The sequence below is a fragment of the Flavobacterium sp. genome (genome assembly GCF_004295795.1).
In the GTDB taxonomy this organism is placed as follows: Bacteria; Bacteroidota; Bacteroidia; order Flavobacteriales; family Flavobacteriaceae; genus Flavobacterium.
On record NZ_SEBR01000016.1, the window covers coordinates 1 to 17,512 of the forward strand.

Below are 17,512 nucleotides of genomic sequence, written 5' to 3' on the forward strand. Positions count from 1 at the left end.
CCGGCATTTGAGCGTTTTGGCGGGCACCTGACGTCTTGGAAATTCGCGGAATTAAAGGCTGTTTGAGCAACCCAAAAAGTTTCTCGTACCAAAAAAGTCTCCGCGAGTTCCTTTAATTCCCGAATTTCCAAGGCTGTCAGGTCGACAAAATCTGTCGTGCCGCGAGCCTTTTTGTTACTTTTGCGGCGAGGCAAAAGTAAGCCCCGCTGGCAGGCGACGAATCAAAATCAAAGCCTGCGGCAGCGCAGCTGCCGAAAAAAGCAAAATGAGCGAAGCTCATTTATTTAGGTTTCGAGAGCGAGAAAAAGTTCCGGTTCCACAGGAAATGATGGAAAAAAGGAAAATTGTTTCATGGCGATCGTAGCCCGGATGCGGGCAAACTAGCCTTTTGCAGAAAAAACCAAGATTTTCTTGGTTTAAAACAGCGACCGCAGGAAGCTCGTTTTAAACTTTAGAAAAACCGGTTTTTGCAAAAAAGCTGGTGCCTGTCAGCCGGAAAAAGCTCCAAAAAAATCTTAATTTTGAAAAATGAAAAAACTTCCGGCACTACTGGTTTTGGGAAAAGGATTGTTACTCCTGGCAATCGGATCATTTTGTGCCGTTTTCGAAATGGAAAGCGCAATTCCGCTTCTGGTGATTTCGGGGATCGTGATCGTGATTGCGCTTCTTCTGTTCGCTTTTCTTCCTGAAAAAAAAGACGGAAATTACTTTTAAGATGAACATAAAGCTGCTCGCCATCGGCAAGACCGACAATAAGGAACTCCAGAAACTCATAGACGAATATTCAAAACGGCTGTCGTTTTACATCAAGTTCGAGCTCGAGATCATCGCCGATATCAAGAATGTCAAGAATTTGTCCGAAAGCCAACAGAAGGAAAAGGAAGGCGAATTGATCATGGCGAAAATTGCGTCCCAAGACCAATTGATTTTGCTCGACGAAAACGGCAAATCGTTCTCGAGTGTCGGTTTTTCCCAGGAATTGCAAAAGAAAATGAACTCCGGAATCAAGACTTTGGTGTTCGTCATTGGCGGCCCATACGGTTTTTCGGATGCTATTTATACCAAGGCAAGCGGCAAGATCTCGCTATCGGCCATGACTTTTTCGCATCAGATGGTACGTCTGTTTTTCGTGGAGCAGCTTTATCGCGGATTTACGATCTTGAAGGGCGAACCTTATCATCATTCTTAGTGGCAGTAGCAGTGGCAGTGGCAGTAGCAGTGGCAGTGACAGAAAAAGCAGTTGCAGTTTGTGGAAAGCAGTGTTGTAAATTGATACGGACGTTACGTGAGGCGTCATTTGGGCGTTACGGCGGCTGATTTTTACACAACTACTGGCTCCTATCGCTTTTTGGCTCTTCAACTGCTTTCGGAGCCGCCGTCGGGCTGCAGCCACTCGCTTTTGTCCAGCTTTTCGGGCTGGCCAAAGAGCTTAGACAAAGGCAGCATCCCTAACGCAAACCCATGGCCGTTTCGAAAATCCTCACGGTTTCCATTGCCTCTTTCACGTCGTGAACCCTTAGGACCTTCGCTCCTTTCGAAACTGCAATAGTGTTTAATACAGTTGTCCCGTTCAGGGCTTCTTCGGCTTTGGTTTCCAGCAACTTGTAAATCATCGACTTTCTTGAAATCCCGACTAGAAGCGGCAATTCGAGAATTTCGAAAAGCTCAAGTTTGTGCAGCAGCTCATAGTTTTGGGAAAGTGTTTTCGAGAATCCGAAACCCGGATCGACGATGATGTCGTTTATCCCCAATTTTCTGGCCTTTTCGATCCTTTCTGAGAAATAGAACAAAATGTCCTTGACCAAATCGTTATATTGGGTGAATTGTTGCATCGTCTTAGGCGTTCCTCTCATGTGCATCATAATGTAAGGCGCCTGGAATTCGGCTATGACGTCGAACATGAAATCGTCCAGCCAACCCGCTGAGATATCGTTGATAAGTGCCGCGCCGGTTTCCAGACAGGCGCGCGCCACGCCAGAGCGGAAAGTGTCGATCGACAGCAAGGCGTCCGGGAATTCCTTCAGCAGTGTTTCGATTGCCGGCAGCAGTCGTGTTTTTTCTTCGTCGGGTGTCACGAAATCGGCGCCGGGACGAGAGGAATATCCGCCGAGATCGATGAAAGTCGCGCCCTGCGAAAGTATTTTATCGGCTTGACCGAGCAAATCTTTGTCTGATTTGTACTTTCCGCCGTCGAAAAAAGAATCGGGCGTCACGTTCAAAATGCCCATCACCTTGATGCGCGACAGATCGACGAGATTTCCTTTGCAGTTGATTGTCATTGGGTTATACATTTAATAGCAAGACGCTGGCTTTTGGCTCGGCTCACTTTGAAATAATTTTCTACTTTTGGGACATTGCAAACAAATATACAGCTAATGCCCAATACGTCTCAGGAATACGACCAAGTGATCGCGTCGTGCCGCTCGCTTTTCATCAATAAGATGACCGATTACGGAAGTGCGTGGCGCATTTTGAGACTGCCTTCGCTAACCGACCAGATTTTCATAAAGGCGCAAAGGATCAGGAGTTTGCAGGAAAATTCAGTGCGCAAGGTCGATGAAGGCGAAGCTGCGGAATTCGTCGGGATCATCAATTATTCGATCATGGCCTTGATCCAGTTGGATTTGGGCGTGGCCGATCAACCCGACCTCGATACCGATAAAGCCACCGAACTTTACGACAAATATGTGCATGCGACCAAATCGCTCATGGAAGCCAAAAACCACGATTATGGCGAGGCCTGGCGCGAAATGCGGGTGAGTTCGCTTACCGATCTGATCTTGCAGAAACTTCTTCGGGTCAAACAAATCGAGGACAACAAAGGAAGAACGCTGGTTTCGGAAGGAATCGACGCCAATTACCAGGATATGGTCAACTATGCGGTTTTCGCGTTGATCCACATGTCTGCCAAATAAAACAACTGCCAAACAACGACAATGAAAAACGTAATTACCCAGATTTCACGCGTGCTCGTAGGAGTGCTTTTTATCATTTCGGGACTGATCAAACTCAACGATCCCGTAGGTTTCGGATACAAACTCGAGGAATATTTCAGCGAGGAAGTGCTCAATTTGCCATTTCTGACGCCACTGGCTTTGCCGATCGCAGTTTTTGTCGTGATTTTTGAAGTCGTTTTGGGCGTGATGCTGCTTTTCGGATTCAAGCGAAAATTCACGATATGGAGTTTGTTGCTCATGATCGTATTTTTTACTTTCCTCACTTTTTACTCGGCGTTCTTCAACAAAGTCACAGATTGCGGCTGTTTTGGAGACGCTCTGAAACTCACGCCTTGGCAGTCTTTCTACAAAGATCTCGCGCTTCTCGTGTTGATCGCGATTTTGTTCGTGAACCAGAAACTGATCAGGCCATTTTTGTCCAAAGGCCTTACCAATGCCGTGGTCGCGGTGAGTTTCGCACTTTGCTGCTTCATGGGATATTGGGTTCTGAACCATTTGCCTATCAAGGATTTCCGCGCTTACAAGGTGGGAAACAACATCGAGAAAGGCATGGAATTTCCTCAAGGCGCCGAGAAATCCAAAGTAGAGATGGTTTTCGTATATGAAGTAAAAGGCCAAAAGAAGGAATTCGGTGAAAACGATTTGATGAACCTTCCGGCAGATGCGAAGTTCGTTGAACGCGTCGACAAAGTGATATCACAAGGTTACGTGCCACCAATCCATGATTTTTCCATGGAATTGGACGGATCGGACTACAAGGATGAACTTCTGAAAGAGCCCAAATTGCTGGTTTTCGTGGCTTACGATCTCAAGAAATCAAGCGAAGAAGGCATGTCGGCATTGGAAGGAATCGCCAAAAAAGCCAAGTCAAAAGGCTATAAAGTCATTATGATGACCGCCGGACTCGAGGACGAAATCGCCAATTCGAAGAAAAAATACGGGCACACGTTCGATTATTATTTCTGCGATGCCACAACATTGAAGACGATAGAGCGCGCCAATCCAAGTTTGGTGATCATCCAAAACGGAACGATCGCACAAAAGTTGCATTGGAAAGACGCCGATGCGCTAAAACTCGATTAAATTTGTATTTTGCCAAAAATTAGCCCCTTATGTTCAAGGAAGAGAAAAAGAAATCTTATCGTATAATTGCGATCTGCGCCTTGGTTTTCCTCCTTGGATTTTTTCTGAGAGACTGGATTTCGATCAAGGAAGATCCGTTTCCCGGAAATACTTTCTATATAATCACGGGCAATCTCTTCATGGCGTGTTCGGTAATCGTTTTTGCGTTCATGGTCAGAAAGATCTACCGGATAAGGATAAAGGAAAAACGCAAGAAATCAGGATCGAAAGTCGTTTTCCTGGACGAGAATGAGGGCCGACGGAAATCGTCCTGAAACGAATGGTCCGCATTGGTAATCGAGACTTAATCTTTGAACCGCGGCACTTCTGAATATTATCGTTTATTTGGGAATCTTTGTATTTTCGTGAAATTACCTTTGTGGACAAACTCCGGACAGTCACGTTGAGCGATGGTCCCGAAAAAATCCGAATCACATGAAAAAAATAATGATGGCCATCGTCCTGGCCGGAATCTTCGCTTGTTCGAACGCACAGAAATCTGAATTTTCGAAGGAAAGCCTTTCCCAACCTTTGGCGACTTTGAGCGATGCGTCAAGCAATCTGTCTGAAATCCTCAAAAAACACAACGGAAAAACCACCGTTATCGAGATTTGGGCTTCGTGGTGCGGCGATTGCGTAAAAGCCATGCCGAAACTCAAGGATTTGCAGCAAAAACATCCCGAAGTCGATTATGTGTTCATCTCGATGGACAAGGCCAAAGACAAATGGGAAAACGGCATCGCCAAGCACGAACTCAAAGGCGACCATTATTGGGCAACCGACGGCATGAAGGGAAAATTTGGGCAATCCATCGACCTCGACTGGATTCCGAGATATATCATTGTGGACAAAAAAGGGAAAATCGCGACTTACCGCGCCATCGAAACCGATTTTGAAAGCATGGACAAAACGCTTAACCAACTAAAATCGAAATGAGACAAAAAATCGTTGCCGGCAACTGGAAAATGAACAAGAATGCCGAGGAAACAGAAGACTTACTGAACGAACTGATCGAAAAACTTCCTACAGACGTAGAAGCCCAATTCGTGGTCGCTCCTACTTTCGTCAATCTGGTGTCGGCTGTACAACACCTTGAGTTCACCAATATCGCCGTGGCCGCGCAAAATATGCATCAGGCTGAAAATGGCGCTTACACCGGCGAGATTTCAGCCGACATGTTAAAAAGCATCGGTGTGGAAACCGTAATCCTTGGGCATTCCGAACGAAGAAGCCATTTCGGGGAAACCGACGCCATCATCGCGGCGAAGACATCGGCAGCGTTGAAAAACGACATGACCGTGATTTTTTGCTTCGGGGAAGAATTGCAGGACAGAAAGGACGAAAACCATTTCAAAGTTGTGGAAACGCAATTGAACGACGGACTTTTCCAGATCGATTCGAAAGATTGGGACAAGATCATTCTGGCTTATGAACCGGTTTGGGCGATCGGTACGGGCGAAACCGCTTCTCCCGATCAGGCGCAGGAAATGCATGCTTTTATCCGCGAGACGGTAAAGAACAAATTCGGTGGTGAAATTGCCGAAAACGTTTCGATCCTTTACGGCGGAAGCGTAAAACCTGACAATGCGAAAGAAATTTTTTCAAAACCAGATGTAGACGGTGGACTTATTGGCGGAGCTGCGCTGAAAGCCGATGATTTTGCCGCAATCGCATCGGCTATATAAACTAAAGTATGGGAAAGGTCGCTTCGTTTTTTGCATCGGTCATAATCGCTGCCATGAGTTATTGCTGCGTCGGGAATAAAGCCGAGGCAGACGATACGCAGCACTTGATTTCGTCCGAGGATAAACTAAGCGGCCTTCACCATTACCAACAGCGCATGAAGTTCAACGACGCCAAAGCCGAGTCTTTGTGTGCCAAAGGAAGCGCGTTTTTCGAAAAAGGCAATTTCGACGAAGCCAGACGCCATTTGCTCAAGGCGCTCGAACTCGAACCCCAGAATGCCGTAATCCTTACTACGTTAGGACATGTTTCTTACGAATCCGGAAGTTATTCCGATGCCATCGAATACTACAACCGCTCGCATATCATTTACGATCCGACGCAGTTGAATGCGGGAGTTCACTTGGGCCGAAGCTATTACCTCAACGGCGAATACGAAAAGTGCATTATCGTCTCCAAGCACACCGCGTCACAGACAAACGACGAGAAAAGCTACTACATGTCTTACTACAACATGACCAAGGCGCTGATAAAGCAGGGGAAATGCGAGGCTGCCGAACAGAGTTTCAAAAAAACCGAACCCGCGCTGAACAATTTCAAGGCACTCAAATCGAGAATCTACGTCTTGGAACACGAGCTCAAAAAATGCGCCCAGCGCTGAAATCTTAACTTTTCTTTTATACTTTTGAGGAACGTTTGGGCGTTTCGCTTTCGCCCTAAATTCTGAAAATGAAATACTTACTCCTCTTTGCCTTGGCAATATTGGGTCAACTTGCGCATTCGCAGACCGATTCCCAATTGCGTTATGTCTCGAATTCCCGTCAGTTCTTTATGTGGAACGAGCAAAAGCAGTCGTACGAACTCAAGGACAACGAAGAAGAACATTCGCTGATCGACATTCGCGAACAAGTCAACAAAAGCAACGGATACGCTGTAATTTGTATGACAGATGACGGAAAAACGCGCATCTTTCACGGCAACATCACCAGTTTCCAATCTGAAAACGGAGAAAGCGTGTGGTCGTTGCGTTCCAAAATCCTCAAGAGCCGTATCGTGCTGAACGTCGAAAAGAAAACCCTCACTTATTCTTACGAGGCGAACGACGAGCGTTATATGAAAATCTTCGTTTTCAATCTGGAATTCACGCAGTAAACAAAACCGCAACATAACCACAACCTCAAATAACAAACTATGCTAACACAACTATTTTCTTTTGGCAGAAAACGGACAATTCCCGTTTTTTTGTTTTTACTGCTGAGTTTTTCCACCGCGCTGCATTCGCAATATGCTGCCGAAAACCTCACTCCTACCCAAATCATCAAGGAAGGACTTTCGATGGAACAAGCGCCTGACGGCCGAATCTTCATAGCCGAACGCGGTGGAATCGTCAAAGTCTACCAAAACGGAACAGTTTCCACCGTATTTTCGGTAACGACGACAACCAACAACGAGCAAGGCCTTTTGGGTTTGACACTGCATCCGAATTTCGCCACAAACGGTTACATCTATGTTTTCTATTCGATAATCGATGCCGGAATCGTGCGCCATAGAATCGAGCGCGTCCAGGTCAATGCAGCAAACCAGGAATTGGGGCGACAGGAAATCCTTTTGCTCGAACCGATAGGCGGCGGATTCCACAACGGAGGCGACCTAAAATTCTTCAACGGTTTCCTGTACATTACCGTCGGCGACAGCCAAAACAACCAGAACTCACAAAATCTCGACACTTACAAAGGGAAAATCCTGCGTGTGACCGAAGACGGATCGCCCGCGCCAGGAAATCCTTTCTATGGAAGCGGTTCCGTCCAAAGACAAAGCATTTGGGTGTACGGTTTCAGAAATCCTTGGCGCTTGGTCCCGAATGCGGTCGCCAACAAATTGTTCGTGCTCGACGTGGGAACTTCGTGGGAAGAAATAAACGAGATCTCGAACCCGCAAATCCGCAATTACGGTTGGGGACATCCGCAAGGTGGAGACGGCATCCAAACCGAAACCAACTTGTTCACGAATCCGATTTTTACTTACGCAACGGGAAGTATCGGCAATGCACTTACCAATGGCGTTCTGTACAATCCATCGATCATCAGATATCCGGCTTTGGCCAATAAGTTTATCATCAAGGATTATGTCAGAACGGAACTGCGCCAGTTCGATTGGACGCAGCAACCCAATCCTGTCTCGACGGTTTTTTATGACTCGCCGAATCAGTTCGCCTTGGGAATGATGGTTGGAAACGACGGCTATATCTATTATTGCAGCTACGGAAACAACGGCGATCTGATAAAACTCAATTACATTCAGGAAACCGCGCCCACGATCGTGAACCAGCCGGTTTCGCAAACGGTGATGGAAACCAACGCCGCGACTTTTACGATCGACGTCAGCGGAGCCGGACAAATCGGGTACCAATGGCAATTCAACGGATCGACTATTCCAGGAGCGAATTCAGCGACTTATTCGATTCCTTCGGTTGCAATGGCCAATGCCGGAAATTACACTTGTGTGGTTTCGAATGAAATCGGAAGTGTGACCTCGAGCATTGCGCAATTGACCGTCACGCCTTTCAGCAACGTTCCGGCTGTCGAGATCACGTTGCCATTGCCGACACTGACTTGGAACCACGACGACGTGATCAATTTTTCTGCGACAGCATCTGACGTAGAAGACGGAAATCTACCCGAAAGCGCTTTCTCGTGGAGCATCGACCTTTTTCACGAAGACGTTCCCGGCGCAGGGCATTCACATCCCGGAGCGAGCCCGTCTGGCGTAAGTTCAGGGACTTTCGTGGCGAACAATCAAGGTGAAAAAACACCGAACGTGTGGTACAGATTCACCGTAACGGTCACTGACAGCAACGGTTTGACCGCAACTGATTTCGTCGACGTGCATCCGAATCTTGTCAACGTCACGGCGGCTAGTTCGCCAACGGGACTGACGCTGGAACTCAACCAGAAAACGGTTGTTGCGCCTGCGACAGCACAAGTCGTGGCGAATGCGACGTTCCAGACGTTGAACGCTCCGACGCCACAATTTGTCGGAAATACGCGATACGACTTCGATCATTGGCAACACGGCGGAGCGGCGAACCAGCTGTTTCAGGCACCGACATCGGGCGCAATCACCTACACCGCAATCTACACGGCCACCGATTTATCGCAAGCGCCGTATCAAGGCATTGTCGCCCAAATTCCGGGCGTTATTGAAGCCGAGAACTACGACATCGGGATCGGCGCGTTTTTCGACAGCAACGGAGGCGGCGACACCACTTACAGGCCTGGAGACGGCGTCGGGACGGAAGCTTGCAGTGAAGGCGGTTTCAACATCGGTTGGGTGGCAGCCGGCGAATGGTTGAAGTACACGGCGAATGTCAACACGACCGGAAATTACACGATAAACATGCGGATTTCTACACCAAACAACAATCGGACCTTGCATTTCGAGGTCGATGGCGTTAACGTGACGGGCGCGGTGAACATCCAGAATACGGGCGGTTTTCAGGCCTGGCAAACAGCTACGATCCAGAATCTTGCACTGACGCAAGGCATTCACGTCATCACGTTGTATTTTGACTCGGCCGATGTGAACGTCAACAAATTCGAATTCGTCTACACCGGAAACAACAATGCCGCGCCAACCGCCGATTTCGAGGCGAGTTCGCAACTGGTCTGCATTGGAACCGAAGTAACCTTTACGTCGGTTTCGTTCGGAACCATCGATACTTACCAATGGAATTTCGGATTGGACGCGACTCCGGCCACGGCAACAGGAATCGGGCCGCACTCGGTAGTCTACACTTCCGAAGGTGAAAAAACCGTCACGCTTACCGCGACAAACGCCATCGGAAGCAACACGAAAGTCGGCACGATCCAATCAAATACTTGCGAACAGACGCCGCAATCTCCTTACGGTGGCAGTCCGAAGGTTATTCCGGGTCGCGTTGAAATCGAAGAGTACGATCTTGACGGCGAAGGAATCGCCTATCACGACCTGAGCCAAGGCAACAACGGAAATGCTTTCCGCACGGACGATGTCGATCTCCAAGCCGCTTCCGAAGGCACTTTCAACGTCGGTTGGGTCGAAAACGGCGAATGGTTGGAGTACACGACTTTCGTATCGGAACACGGCGACTACAACATCAAGTTCCGAATCAGTTCGCCATTCGACAATCGCTTCCTGCATTTGGAGCAAGATGGCGTGAACATCACCGGCTCGGTCGCGATCCCGAATACAGGCGGTTACCAAAACTGGCAAACCGTTACCGTAAGCGGACTGCATTTGCACGAAGGCCTTTCGGAATTCCGACTGGTTTTCGAATCGAACGACATCAACGTGAATTACATCGATTTTGAATTTGCGTTGGAAGCGCCCACAGCCGGACTTTCTGCCAGTTCGACAACACCTTGCGTGAATTCCGAAGTTGTTTTCACCTCGACTGCGACGGGATTGATCGAAATGCATTCGTGGAATTTTGGTTCAGATGCAACTCCGGCGACGGCAACGGGAATTGGTCCGCATACCGTTGTTTACAATTCGACTGGCCCAAAAACGGTTTCCTATACAGTTTCTAACGAGGCCGGAAGCAGCACGCAAACCTTGAACGTATCGGCTGTGATTTGCGGCACGCCCTATTATTCGAAAGTGCTTCCAACCCAATGCGGTACGACGCTTTCGACCCTAAATTCACTGATTGGCGCGGTGAGCTTGCCTACTCCCGTAAACGGCTACCGCTTCCGGATCGAAAATGTCGCGACAGGAAATGTACAGACGATCGATAGAAACGTTCCGAATTTCCAGTTGACTTCGCTCGCATCTTACGACTACGCGACGACATATTCGGTTTCGGTTTCAGTTCGCGTAAACGGACAATGGACGGGCTATTACGGAGAATCTTGTTTGGTTTCGACTCCGAACGTTCTCGCAAACGGCGGACAAGCGGCCATAAATCCTATACAATGTGGCACGATTTTACCATCGCTAAGCACGCTTATCGCCACGACAAGTTTGGCGGGCGTTTCAGGCTACCGTTTCAGGATCACCAATCTCACCGACGCTACCGCGCCAAATCAAGTACAAATTCTCGACCGGCCGCTGAATTGGTTCTCGCTGACAATGTTGCCGACTTACACTTATGGAACTTCTTACAGCGTGGAAGTCGCCGTGAAAACCAATGGCGATTATTCCGGTTTTGGATCGGCTTGTACGATTTCTTCTCCCGCAGTTCCTACTTTGGTGAATTGTGGCGGAATAGTGCCTTCGAACACCACGCTTATCGCAACAACCAGCCTCAACCGAGTTACATCGTATCGATTCGAGCTCACCGACCTTTCAAACCTTGTGACAATCATCGTTGACCGACCAGTACATTATTTCAGTTTCAAGCAAGTTCCGGGTTACGTTGCCGGAGCGACTTATGCCGTGCGCGTTGCCGTGCTTACCTCTGGCGCTTGGTCGCCGCTCAGCGAAGTTTGTACGATTACGGCTCCGGGTTCGGCGCGTTCGGTTTTGGTTAAGGAAAATGGATCGGAATCAGCGTCGAGGCAATTCAAGGCGGTCGGTTATCCGAATCCGTTCACGGAAAATTTCGCTGTCGATATCGATGCTTCGGACGTAGCAAACGTGAATGTCAAGATTTACGATATGGTCGGAAAATTGGTTGAGGACAAGCAAATTTCCGCAGCTGCGATCGAGAATGCACTTTTCGGACAACAATTCCCGTCAGGCGTTTACAACGTGATCGTAACCCAAGGCGAAAATGTCAGCACGCTCAAAATGATCAAGCGATAGTCTGATCTGCCCTAAAACACAAAAGCGTGTCTGGGAAAATCCGGACACGCTTTTTTTATTTATTCGCCTGAAATTTGTCGAGGCATCAAATTCCCATCTCGATCTGGAAACGTACATACCAATTGTTTCGCTGGCTTCCATCGCTATAATCTAGCATATCGTAGGTCACTTCACCTTGCAATTTGAAAGTGTGTTCCCAAATGTATTTGGTCAGACCTAGCGAAAATTCCTGCTGTTTAGGCGTGAGCGAAAAGATTTCTGAATTCGGTTTCAGCGTCGAAAAACGTCCAATGACTTCGTAATTCGTCGGAAAAAGATAACTCAATTGGTAATCGAAACCGTGTCCGGTGTAGACATAACGGATGGCTGTCACGTCTTCGGGATTCACAGTAACAGGATCTTTGCTGGTATTTCTCGACATATAAGCCGCCATCGCAGACCAACCGTGGTATTTGAACATAGCGTCTAGCAATACGCTTTTCATCGTTCTTTGGGCGTAAAGTTCCTCTCCGAGCTGTCCGCCTGTTCTTCTGGCCTGGTTGTTTTGCTGGAAAGCGCCCGAAAACATCAACTTCGGTTTTTTCTCGCGCATGAGATCGCCTTCGAAGTAAGTTCCGTCTTTGGTAAAAGCACCGAACGGAAAAATCTCGGCCTTTCCGGTGAGCGCCACGCCGTCGTCAGCATTTCCCGTGACATTTCGGCCTTCTCCGGTTGAAACGGCGGTCTTGAAATTGTAGGAAAATTTGTCCTTGAATTCGTTGAGTTGATGTATCTGGAAACCAAAATCGCGATCGATTGTGAACCTGGCGTTATTTATCGAGCGATCGGTCAGCTGCAATCCGCCCGAAGAATTTACGCGCTGGCGGTTTCCGGGAAGTTTGGTCTGTCCGAAACTAAAATTCCAACTCGCGTTCGGACGGTAATAAATCACGGCGTCGCGAATGATATTGAGGTTTTCGCCTTCGCGGATTTCACCCGTGTCGCCAGGCGCGAACGACAATTGGATCGCGTAAAGGAAATGCGGGTTTCCGACGTATCCGTCAAAACGCAGACGCAAACGGCGAATCTGTCCGTCGTAGGTCGGATCCTGGCCTTCGTTATCGTAATACGTCACGCGATTTTGTATCCGGAAACGGATGTTCAGCTGAAAAATACTGTCGGGAGAAGTGAGCCCGACGCCTTTTCCGAAGTTGTAATACGGAAGTGTCGAGAGCTTGAGGTCGTTGTCGTTGTCGGTGCGCCCGACGACAATCTGAGATGTGGCTTTGCATCCGAGCAAAAGCAACGAAAGCAGCGCGATTTTTTTCATGGTCGGTTGTTTGTTAACGCAAAGTTAATTTTTTATGTCGGAATTGGAAAGCCGAATGTCACAAGTCGAATTTGGAAATCGTTCCCGATAGCTATCGAGTGGGATTTGGGATTTGGGATTTGGATTTTGGGATTTGAGAATTGAGAATTGAGATTTCTAATTTGCGATTTGGCCTTTCTCACTTTACCTTTGCAAAAATTCAAGACATGTCAAACATTTACCTCGGCTACCATTTTACGGTCGCCCCGAAAGATCCCGGAGCCGAAATCCTGCTTGCCGAATTGGGCGAAAAACCTTTCGAAAGCTTCGTCGAGAACGAAATCGGACTCGTCGCCTACATCAAGAAAGACCAATGGAGCGAGGACATTCTCGAGGATCTGTTCATTTTGAAATCGGACGAATTCACGATCACTTATACGATCGAGGAAATCGACCAGGTAAATTGGAACGAGGAATGGGAAAAGCATTTCGAACCGATCGAGGTTGACGGACGTTGCTATGTACGCGCGCCTTTCCACGAAAAAACGGACGCCGAATTCGACATCGTCATCGAACCCAAAATGAGTTTCGGGACCGGACACCACGAGACGACGCACATGATGATCCAACATTTACTGGAAACCGACGTGAAAGATCTCAAGACCTTGGACATGGGCTGCGGAACGGCGATCCTCGCGATTCTCGCAGAAATGAAAGGCGCAAAACCCACCGATGCGATCGACATCGACAATTGGTGTTACCTGAATTCCATAGAAAATGCCGAAAGAAACGGTTGCGAACACATTATGGTTTACGAAGGTGACGCCGAATTGCTAAAGGGAAAGTCCTACGATTTGATCATCGCCAACATCAACCGCAATATTTTGTTGGCCGATATGCAACAATACGTCGACTGCCTGAACAAAAACGGGATTTTGCTTTTGAGCGGATTTTACGAACAAGACATTGAAGCGATTGACGAAAGCTGCGTTTCAAAAGGCTTGACTTACGTTAAAAAATTCTCGCGCAACAATTGGGTTTCCCTAAAATATGTAAATTAGTTTTCCGTTTAAAACCAACAAACTCGTTTATACAAACCTACTGGATATGAGTACGAAGGAAAAGATATTGGAAGAAGTCGCCGTTGAAGAAGCGATCTACAACCAGAATGAGATCGTGATGTACAACGACGACGTAAACACTTTCGACCACGTGATCGACACGTTGATGCGTGTTTGCAACCACTCGCCCGAACAGGCTGAACAATGTTCGCTTATCGTGCACTACAACGGAAAATGTACCGTAAAAACCGGTCCGTATGACGAACTCAAACCGCAGTGTTCCCAACTTTTGGAAGCGGGCTTGAGCGCCGAGATATTCTAAACAAAAAACCCTTAGTTTGCGCTAAGGGTTTTGTTTTTCTATGAATTCCGGATTATTTCTTTCGGAAGACCAGAGTCACCGTAAAATCCAGTCCGCCGTTTTGCGTCGTGGACGAATACCGAAGTTCTGATCCCGTCAGTTTCGTGATCGTGTACGTTTGAGGCGTTTCTCCATCTTCCGAAACTGTCAGCAAATCGCCGTCCTGAGAATAATCGCCATTGACCGCGATTTCGGTGCATTCGTCGTCCTGATTCTGGAAAAGTGCCACGTCACGGTAACTTCCATCGGCGTTGAATTCCTGATAATCTTTGTCGCAACCCGGTTCGTGTCCGGCGTAGTTCTGGGAAACCGGATTTTGGTTTTCGACTTCAGTTATCGTTCGGGAATAATCCCATTTTCCGACAATCGAAGCTCTGGCACCATCGTCATCGCCGCAGGAATTGGCGAGAAAACCCAGCGCGATCGCTACAGAAAGCAATTTGAATCTCGTCTTGTTCATAGGTATATCCATTTTAGGTTAATCAAAAATATTCCGAAAAAGGCAAACTCGCGGCATTTCCCAAAAAAGTTTGTCCTGACTTATTAACGCGACTTTTGGGACTTATTGTCGAAAACGTTTTCTTATTTTTGATAGGACGCTAAATTTCAAACTGAAAAAATGACACGACTCTTTACGATGGCCGAAACCTCGGTCAAGACAAAAACTGCGATTCTACTAATGGCAACTTCTGCACTATTCGCCCAAAAAACCGGAAAAAAGTTGGTTTGGGAAGACAATTTCGACGGAAAAGCCCTGAACACCAAAGTCTGGAATTTCGAATATGGCGCCAACGGCTGGGGCAACCACGAACGACAGAATTATGGCGACAAAAACCACAAAGTAGCCGATGGCAAACTCGCCATCACGATCAAGAAAGACGACGTGGGTTACACTTCGACCCGCATCACGACCAAAGGCAAAAAAGAATTCCAGTACGGTTACATGGAAGCGAAAGTGAAACTGGCAACCGGACACGGCATTTGGCCGGCGTTCTGGATGTTGGGTTCGAATATTTCGTCTGCCGGATGGCCCAAAGGCGGCGAAATCGACATCATGGAATACATCGGGCGCGAGCCTCACATGGCTTACACGACGATCCATACGCAGGATACGCATGGCGCGAACGCGAGTTCCAAAAAAACCGAATTCCCGAACCTCGAGGAAGGTTATCACACTTTTGCGTGCGACTGGAACAAAAACCGCATCATCTTTTTTGTGGATGACAAACCGGTTTACACTTATGCTCCGAAAGAAAAAACGCAAAACAACTGGCCGTTCGACCAACCGTTTTTCTTTATCATCAATTGCGCCGTGGGAGGCGATTTTGGCGGGCCTGAGGTCGATGATTCTATTTTTCCTCAGGAATATTTGGTGGATTACGTTCGGGTTTATCAGTAAACCTCGAAGTCAGTCTTTAGACGATAACTGGTAACGTTTAAAAATTTAAGCCGCGAATAGACGAATGAATTGATTCGTGCATTCGTGGCTCATTTATTTGAATTTGTGTGGAAGTTTCAATCGCGAATTGGGCAAGGCGCTTCGCGAATTCTTTACTGCATATCGCAAGTGGTGAGTCTTTTGAACCAAAAAATTTAAGCCACGAATGCACGAATAAAATAGATTCAGATTCGTGCATTCGTGGCTTGTGTTATTTTGAATTTGTGCGGAAGTTCTACCCGATAATTCGCGGATTTCAGTTTCTCAATGCGGCAATTTATCCTTGATCAGCCCGTAAAGAAAAGTTCCGGCGAGCGCTCCGGCCAAGACCAGAAGCATCGGCCAAAAACCGGCTCCTATCAAGATGAAGATCGGGCCTGGACATGCTCCGGCCAACGCCCATCCGAGGCCAAAGATCAAACCGCCGATCCAATAACGGGCCGAACCCGGTTCTTTGTCGGGAATGTTTATGACTTCGCCTTTTATGTTTTTGGCATGCGTTCGTTTGATGATCTGGACGCCGATCATTCCGACGACGACCGCCACGCCAATGATCCCGTACATGTGGAACGACTGGAACTGGAACATTTCGTAAATCCTGTACCACGAAACGGCTTCGGATTTGGTCAGGACGATGCCGAAAATAAATCCGACGAAAAGATATTTTAGTGCTTTGAACATTGTTCTTGGATTTTCAGATTTTGCGGATCAGAATATAAGTGGAAGGATGAAATGTGCCATGATGAGTCCGCCGACAAAGAATCCGATGACGGCTTTGAGCGACGGTAACTGCAGGTTCGAAAGTCCGGAGATGGCGTGACCGGAAGTGCATCCGCCCGCGTACCGGCTTCCGAATCCGATTAAAACTCCGCCGAGCAACAAAACGGCGATCATTTTGGGATTCTGCATCGCTTCGGCACTGAAAACAGCGCTTGGCAGCAATTTGCCGTTTGGCGCATCGATTCCCATATCGGAAAGTTGTGCTATCGTTTTCGGATTCAAAGCGACATTGTCAGGCGAGGACAAATAGTGAACCGCGACGAATCCGCCGAGCATCGTTCCCAAGACCACGATCAAATTCCAACGCTGTGATTTCCAGTCGAAATTGAAGAACGGCACGAATTTTCCGGCTCCCGCGATGGAACACATCGAACGCAGATTCGAGGACATCCCGAAAGTTTTTCCGAACCAAATGAGGCATAACATGACCGAGGCGATCAAAAAACCACTCACGTACCAAGGCCAGGTTTGATAAATTGCTTCCATAAAAAATATTTGCGGCAAAGGTAAACATTCGCGATGTAATCCTAACTTTGGCGAAAATTAAGGTGGATGAAGAAATTTGCGATCGAGATCAAATGGGGATTTTTGCTAAGTTTGGCGCTGTCGGCTTCGGCCATAGTCGAAAAAGAACTCGGATTGTACGAAAAACCCGGCTTCAGCTTTTACGTACTTTCTCCTTTGTGCTTTGCTCCCATTGGCCTTTTGTTCTATTTTTTGTTCTATCGCGAGAAGGAAAAAGCGTATTTTCAGGGAAAAATGACTTGGCAGCAAGGATTTTTGGCGGGCACGATGATGACGGCCGTCGTGGCGGTTTTCGTGCCTATCCAAAAAAACATCATTCACGGTGTGATCGCGCCCGAATTGCTTCCGAATACGATGCTGCAAAAGATGGCAACCGGAAAAATCACGCTCAAGGAAGCGCAGGAAACGACAAATTTAAAGAACGAGATCTATTCGGGCATACAACTTGTATTGTCGAGCGGCGTCGTGGCTTCGGCTGCACTTTCGCTTTTTTTCAGAACCAAAACCAACTAA

Annotated in this window: 19 protein-coding genes; 14 read left to right on the forward strand and 5 right to left on the reverse strand. The window is 47.6% G+C overall.

All coding sequences use genetic code 11. The features are described from left to right. The first annotated feature begins 528 nt into the window (after positions 1–528). Both EOO49_RS13455 and rlmH read left to right on the forward strand, forming a co-directional pair. Positions 529–714 (forward strand): hypothetical protein, encoded by a 186-nt coding sequence (locus tag EOO49_RS13455; RefSeq protein ID WP_290846526.1) that lies wholly within the window; start codon positions 529–531, stop codon positions 712–714. A 1-nt stretch (position 715) separates the two neighbouring features. Then, a complete protein-coding gene (gene rlmH / locus EOO49_RS13460) occupies positions 716–1,189 on the forward strand; it encodes a 23S rRNA (pseudouridine(1915)-N(3))-methyltransferase RlmH (RefSeq protein WP_290846528.1) in 474 nt (157 codons plus the stop codon). Between the two features lie 259 nt (positions 1,190–1,448). Here the strand turns inward: rlmH and folP are convergent, their stop codons facing one another. After that, positions 1,449–2,279, reverse strand: a complete 831-nt coding sequence (gene folP, locus EOO49_RS13465; RefSeq protein WP_290846530.1) for a dihydropteroate synthase — start codon at positions 2,277–2,279, stop codon at positions 1,449–1,451. 96 nt (positions 2,280–2,375) lie between these two features. Here folP and EOO49_RS13470 point away from each other — a divergent pair, with 96 nt between their 5' ends. From EOO49_RS13470 to EOO49_RS13505, 8 genes are all read left to right on the forward strand, one after another. Then, positions 2,376–2,915: a DUF1599 domain-containing protein gene (locus tag EOO49_RS13470; protein WP_290846532.1), complete on the forward strand. Its 540-nt coding sequence runs from the start codon at positions 2,376–2,378 to the stop codon at positions 2,913–2,915. 21 nt (positions 2,916–2,936) lie between these two features. After that, a complete protein-coding gene (locus tag EOO49_RS13475) occupies positions 2,937–4,040 on the forward strand; it encodes a BT_3928 family protein (protein WP_290846534.1) in 1,104 nt (367 codons plus the stop codon). Between the two features lie 29 nt (positions 4,041–4,069). After that, the gene (locus EOO49_RS13480; protein WP_290846545.1) at positions 4,070–4,354 is read left to right on the forward strand and encodes a hypothetical protein; all 285 of its coding nucleotides are present in this window, start codon (positions 4,070–4,072) and stop codon (positions 4,352–4,354) included. A 160-nt stretch (positions 4,355–4,514) separates the two neighbouring features. Continuing rightward, positions 4,515–5,015: a TlpA disulfide reductase family protein gene (locus tag EOO49_RS13485; RefSeq protein ID WP_290846547.1), complete on the forward strand. Its 501-nt coding sequence runs from the start codon at positions 4,515–4,517 to the stop codon at positions 5,013–5,015. Beyond that, positions 5,012–5,764, forward strand: coding sequence for a triose-phosphate isomerase (gene tpiA, locus EOO49_RS13490; RefSeq protein ID WP_290846549.1), 753 nt, complete (start codon positions 5,012–5,014; stop codon positions 5,762–5,764). The genes EOO49_RS13485 and tpiA overlap by 4 nt, the downstream gene beginning before the upstream one ends. Positions 5,765–5,772: 8 nt before the next feature. Beyond that, positions 5,773–6,423 (forward strand): tetratricopeptide repeat protein, encoded by a 651-nt coding sequence (locus EOO49_RS13495; RefSeq protein ID WP_290846551.1) that lies wholly within the window; start codon positions 5,773–5,775, stop codon positions 6,421–6,423. Positions 6,424–6,491: 68 nt separating this feature from the next. Further along, entirely contained in the window at positions 6,492–6,914 is a 423-nt protein-coding gene (locus EOO49_RS13500) for a hypothetical protein (protein ID WP_290846553.1), read from the forward strand. Positions 6,915–6,953: 39 nt separating this feature from the next. Continuing rightward, complete coding sequence (locus EOO49_RS13505) at positions 6,954–11,546, forward strand: PQQ-dependent sugar dehydrogenase (RefSeq protein WP_290846555.1); 4,593 nt, start codon at positions 6,954–6,956, stop codon at positions 11,544–11,546. Between the two features lie 85 nt (positions 11,547–11,631). Here the strand turns inward: EOO49_RS13505 and EOO49_RS13510 are convergent, their stop codons facing one another. Next, positions 11,632–12,855 carry a porin gene (locus EOO49_RS13510; RefSeq protein WP_290846557.1) on the reverse strand — a complete coding sequence of 408 codons (1,224 nt, stop codon included), beginning with the start codon at positions 12,853–12,855 and terminating at the stop codon, positions 11,632–11,634. Between the two features lie 206 nt (positions 12,856–13,061). Between EOO49_RS13510 and prmA the strand changes: the two genes are divergently transcribed. Together prmA and EOO49_RS13520 are read left to right on the forward strand one after the other, a co-directional pair. Next, positions 13,062–13,895, forward strand: a complete 834-nt coding sequence (gene prmA, locus EOO49_RS13515; RefSeq protein ID WP_290846559.1) for a 50S ribosomal protein L11 methyltransferase — start codon at positions 13,062–13,064, stop codon at positions 13,893–13,895. A gap of 46 nt (positions 13,896–13,941) precedes the next feature. Next, positions 13,942–14,217: an ATP-dependent Clp protease adaptor ClpS gene (locus tag EOO49_RS13520; RefSeq protein ID WP_290846561.1), complete on the forward strand. Its 276-nt coding sequence runs from the start codon at positions 13,942–13,944 to the stop codon at positions 14,215–14,217. A 52-nt stretch (positions 14,218–14,269) separates the two neighbouring features. On the opposite strand, the gene EOO49_RS13525 is transcribed toward EOO49_RS13520, so the two are convergent. Next, a complete protein-coding gene (locus EOO49_RS13525) occupies positions 14,270–14,716 on the reverse strand; it encodes a lipocalin family protein (protein ID WP_290846563.1) in 447 nt (148 codons plus the stop codon). A 159-nt stretch (positions 14,717–14,875) separates the two neighbouring features. Here EOO49_RS13525 and EOO49_RS13530 point away from each other — a divergent pair, with 159 nt between their 5' ends. Further along, positions 14,876–15,655, forward strand: coding sequence for a glycoside hydrolase family 16 protein (locus EOO49_RS13530; protein ID WP_290846565.1), 780 nt, complete (start codon positions 14,876–14,878; stop codon positions 15,653–15,655). 303 nt (positions 15,656–15,958) lie between these two features. Here the strand turns inward: EOO49_RS13530 and EOO49_RS13535 are convergent, their stop codons facing one another. Both EOO49_RS13535 and EOO49_RS13540 read right to left on the reverse strand, forming a co-directional pair. Beyond that, positions 15,959–16,375, reverse strand: a complete 417-nt coding sequence (locus tag EOO49_RS13535; protein WP_290846567.1) for a DUF6691 family protein — start codon at positions 16,373–16,375, stop codon at positions 15,959–15,961. 27 nt (positions 16,376–16,402) lie between these two features. Further along, the gene (locus tag EOO49_RS13540) at positions 16,403–16,960 is read right to left on the reverse strand and encodes a YeeE/YedE thiosulfate transporter family protein (protein ID WP_290846569.1); all 558 of its coding nucleotides are present in this window, start codon (positions 16,958–16,960) and stop codon (positions 16,403–16,405) included. 66 nt (positions 16,961–17,026) lie between these two features. On the opposite strand from EOO49_RS13540, the gene EOO49_RS13545 reads away from it, so the two are divergent. Continuing rightward, positions 17,027–17,512 carry a DUF4199 domain-containing protein gene (locus EOO49_RS13545; protein WP_290846571.1) on the forward strand — a complete coding sequence of 162 codons (486 nt, stop codon included), beginning with the start codon at positions 17,027–17,029 and terminating at the stop codon, positions 17,510–17,512.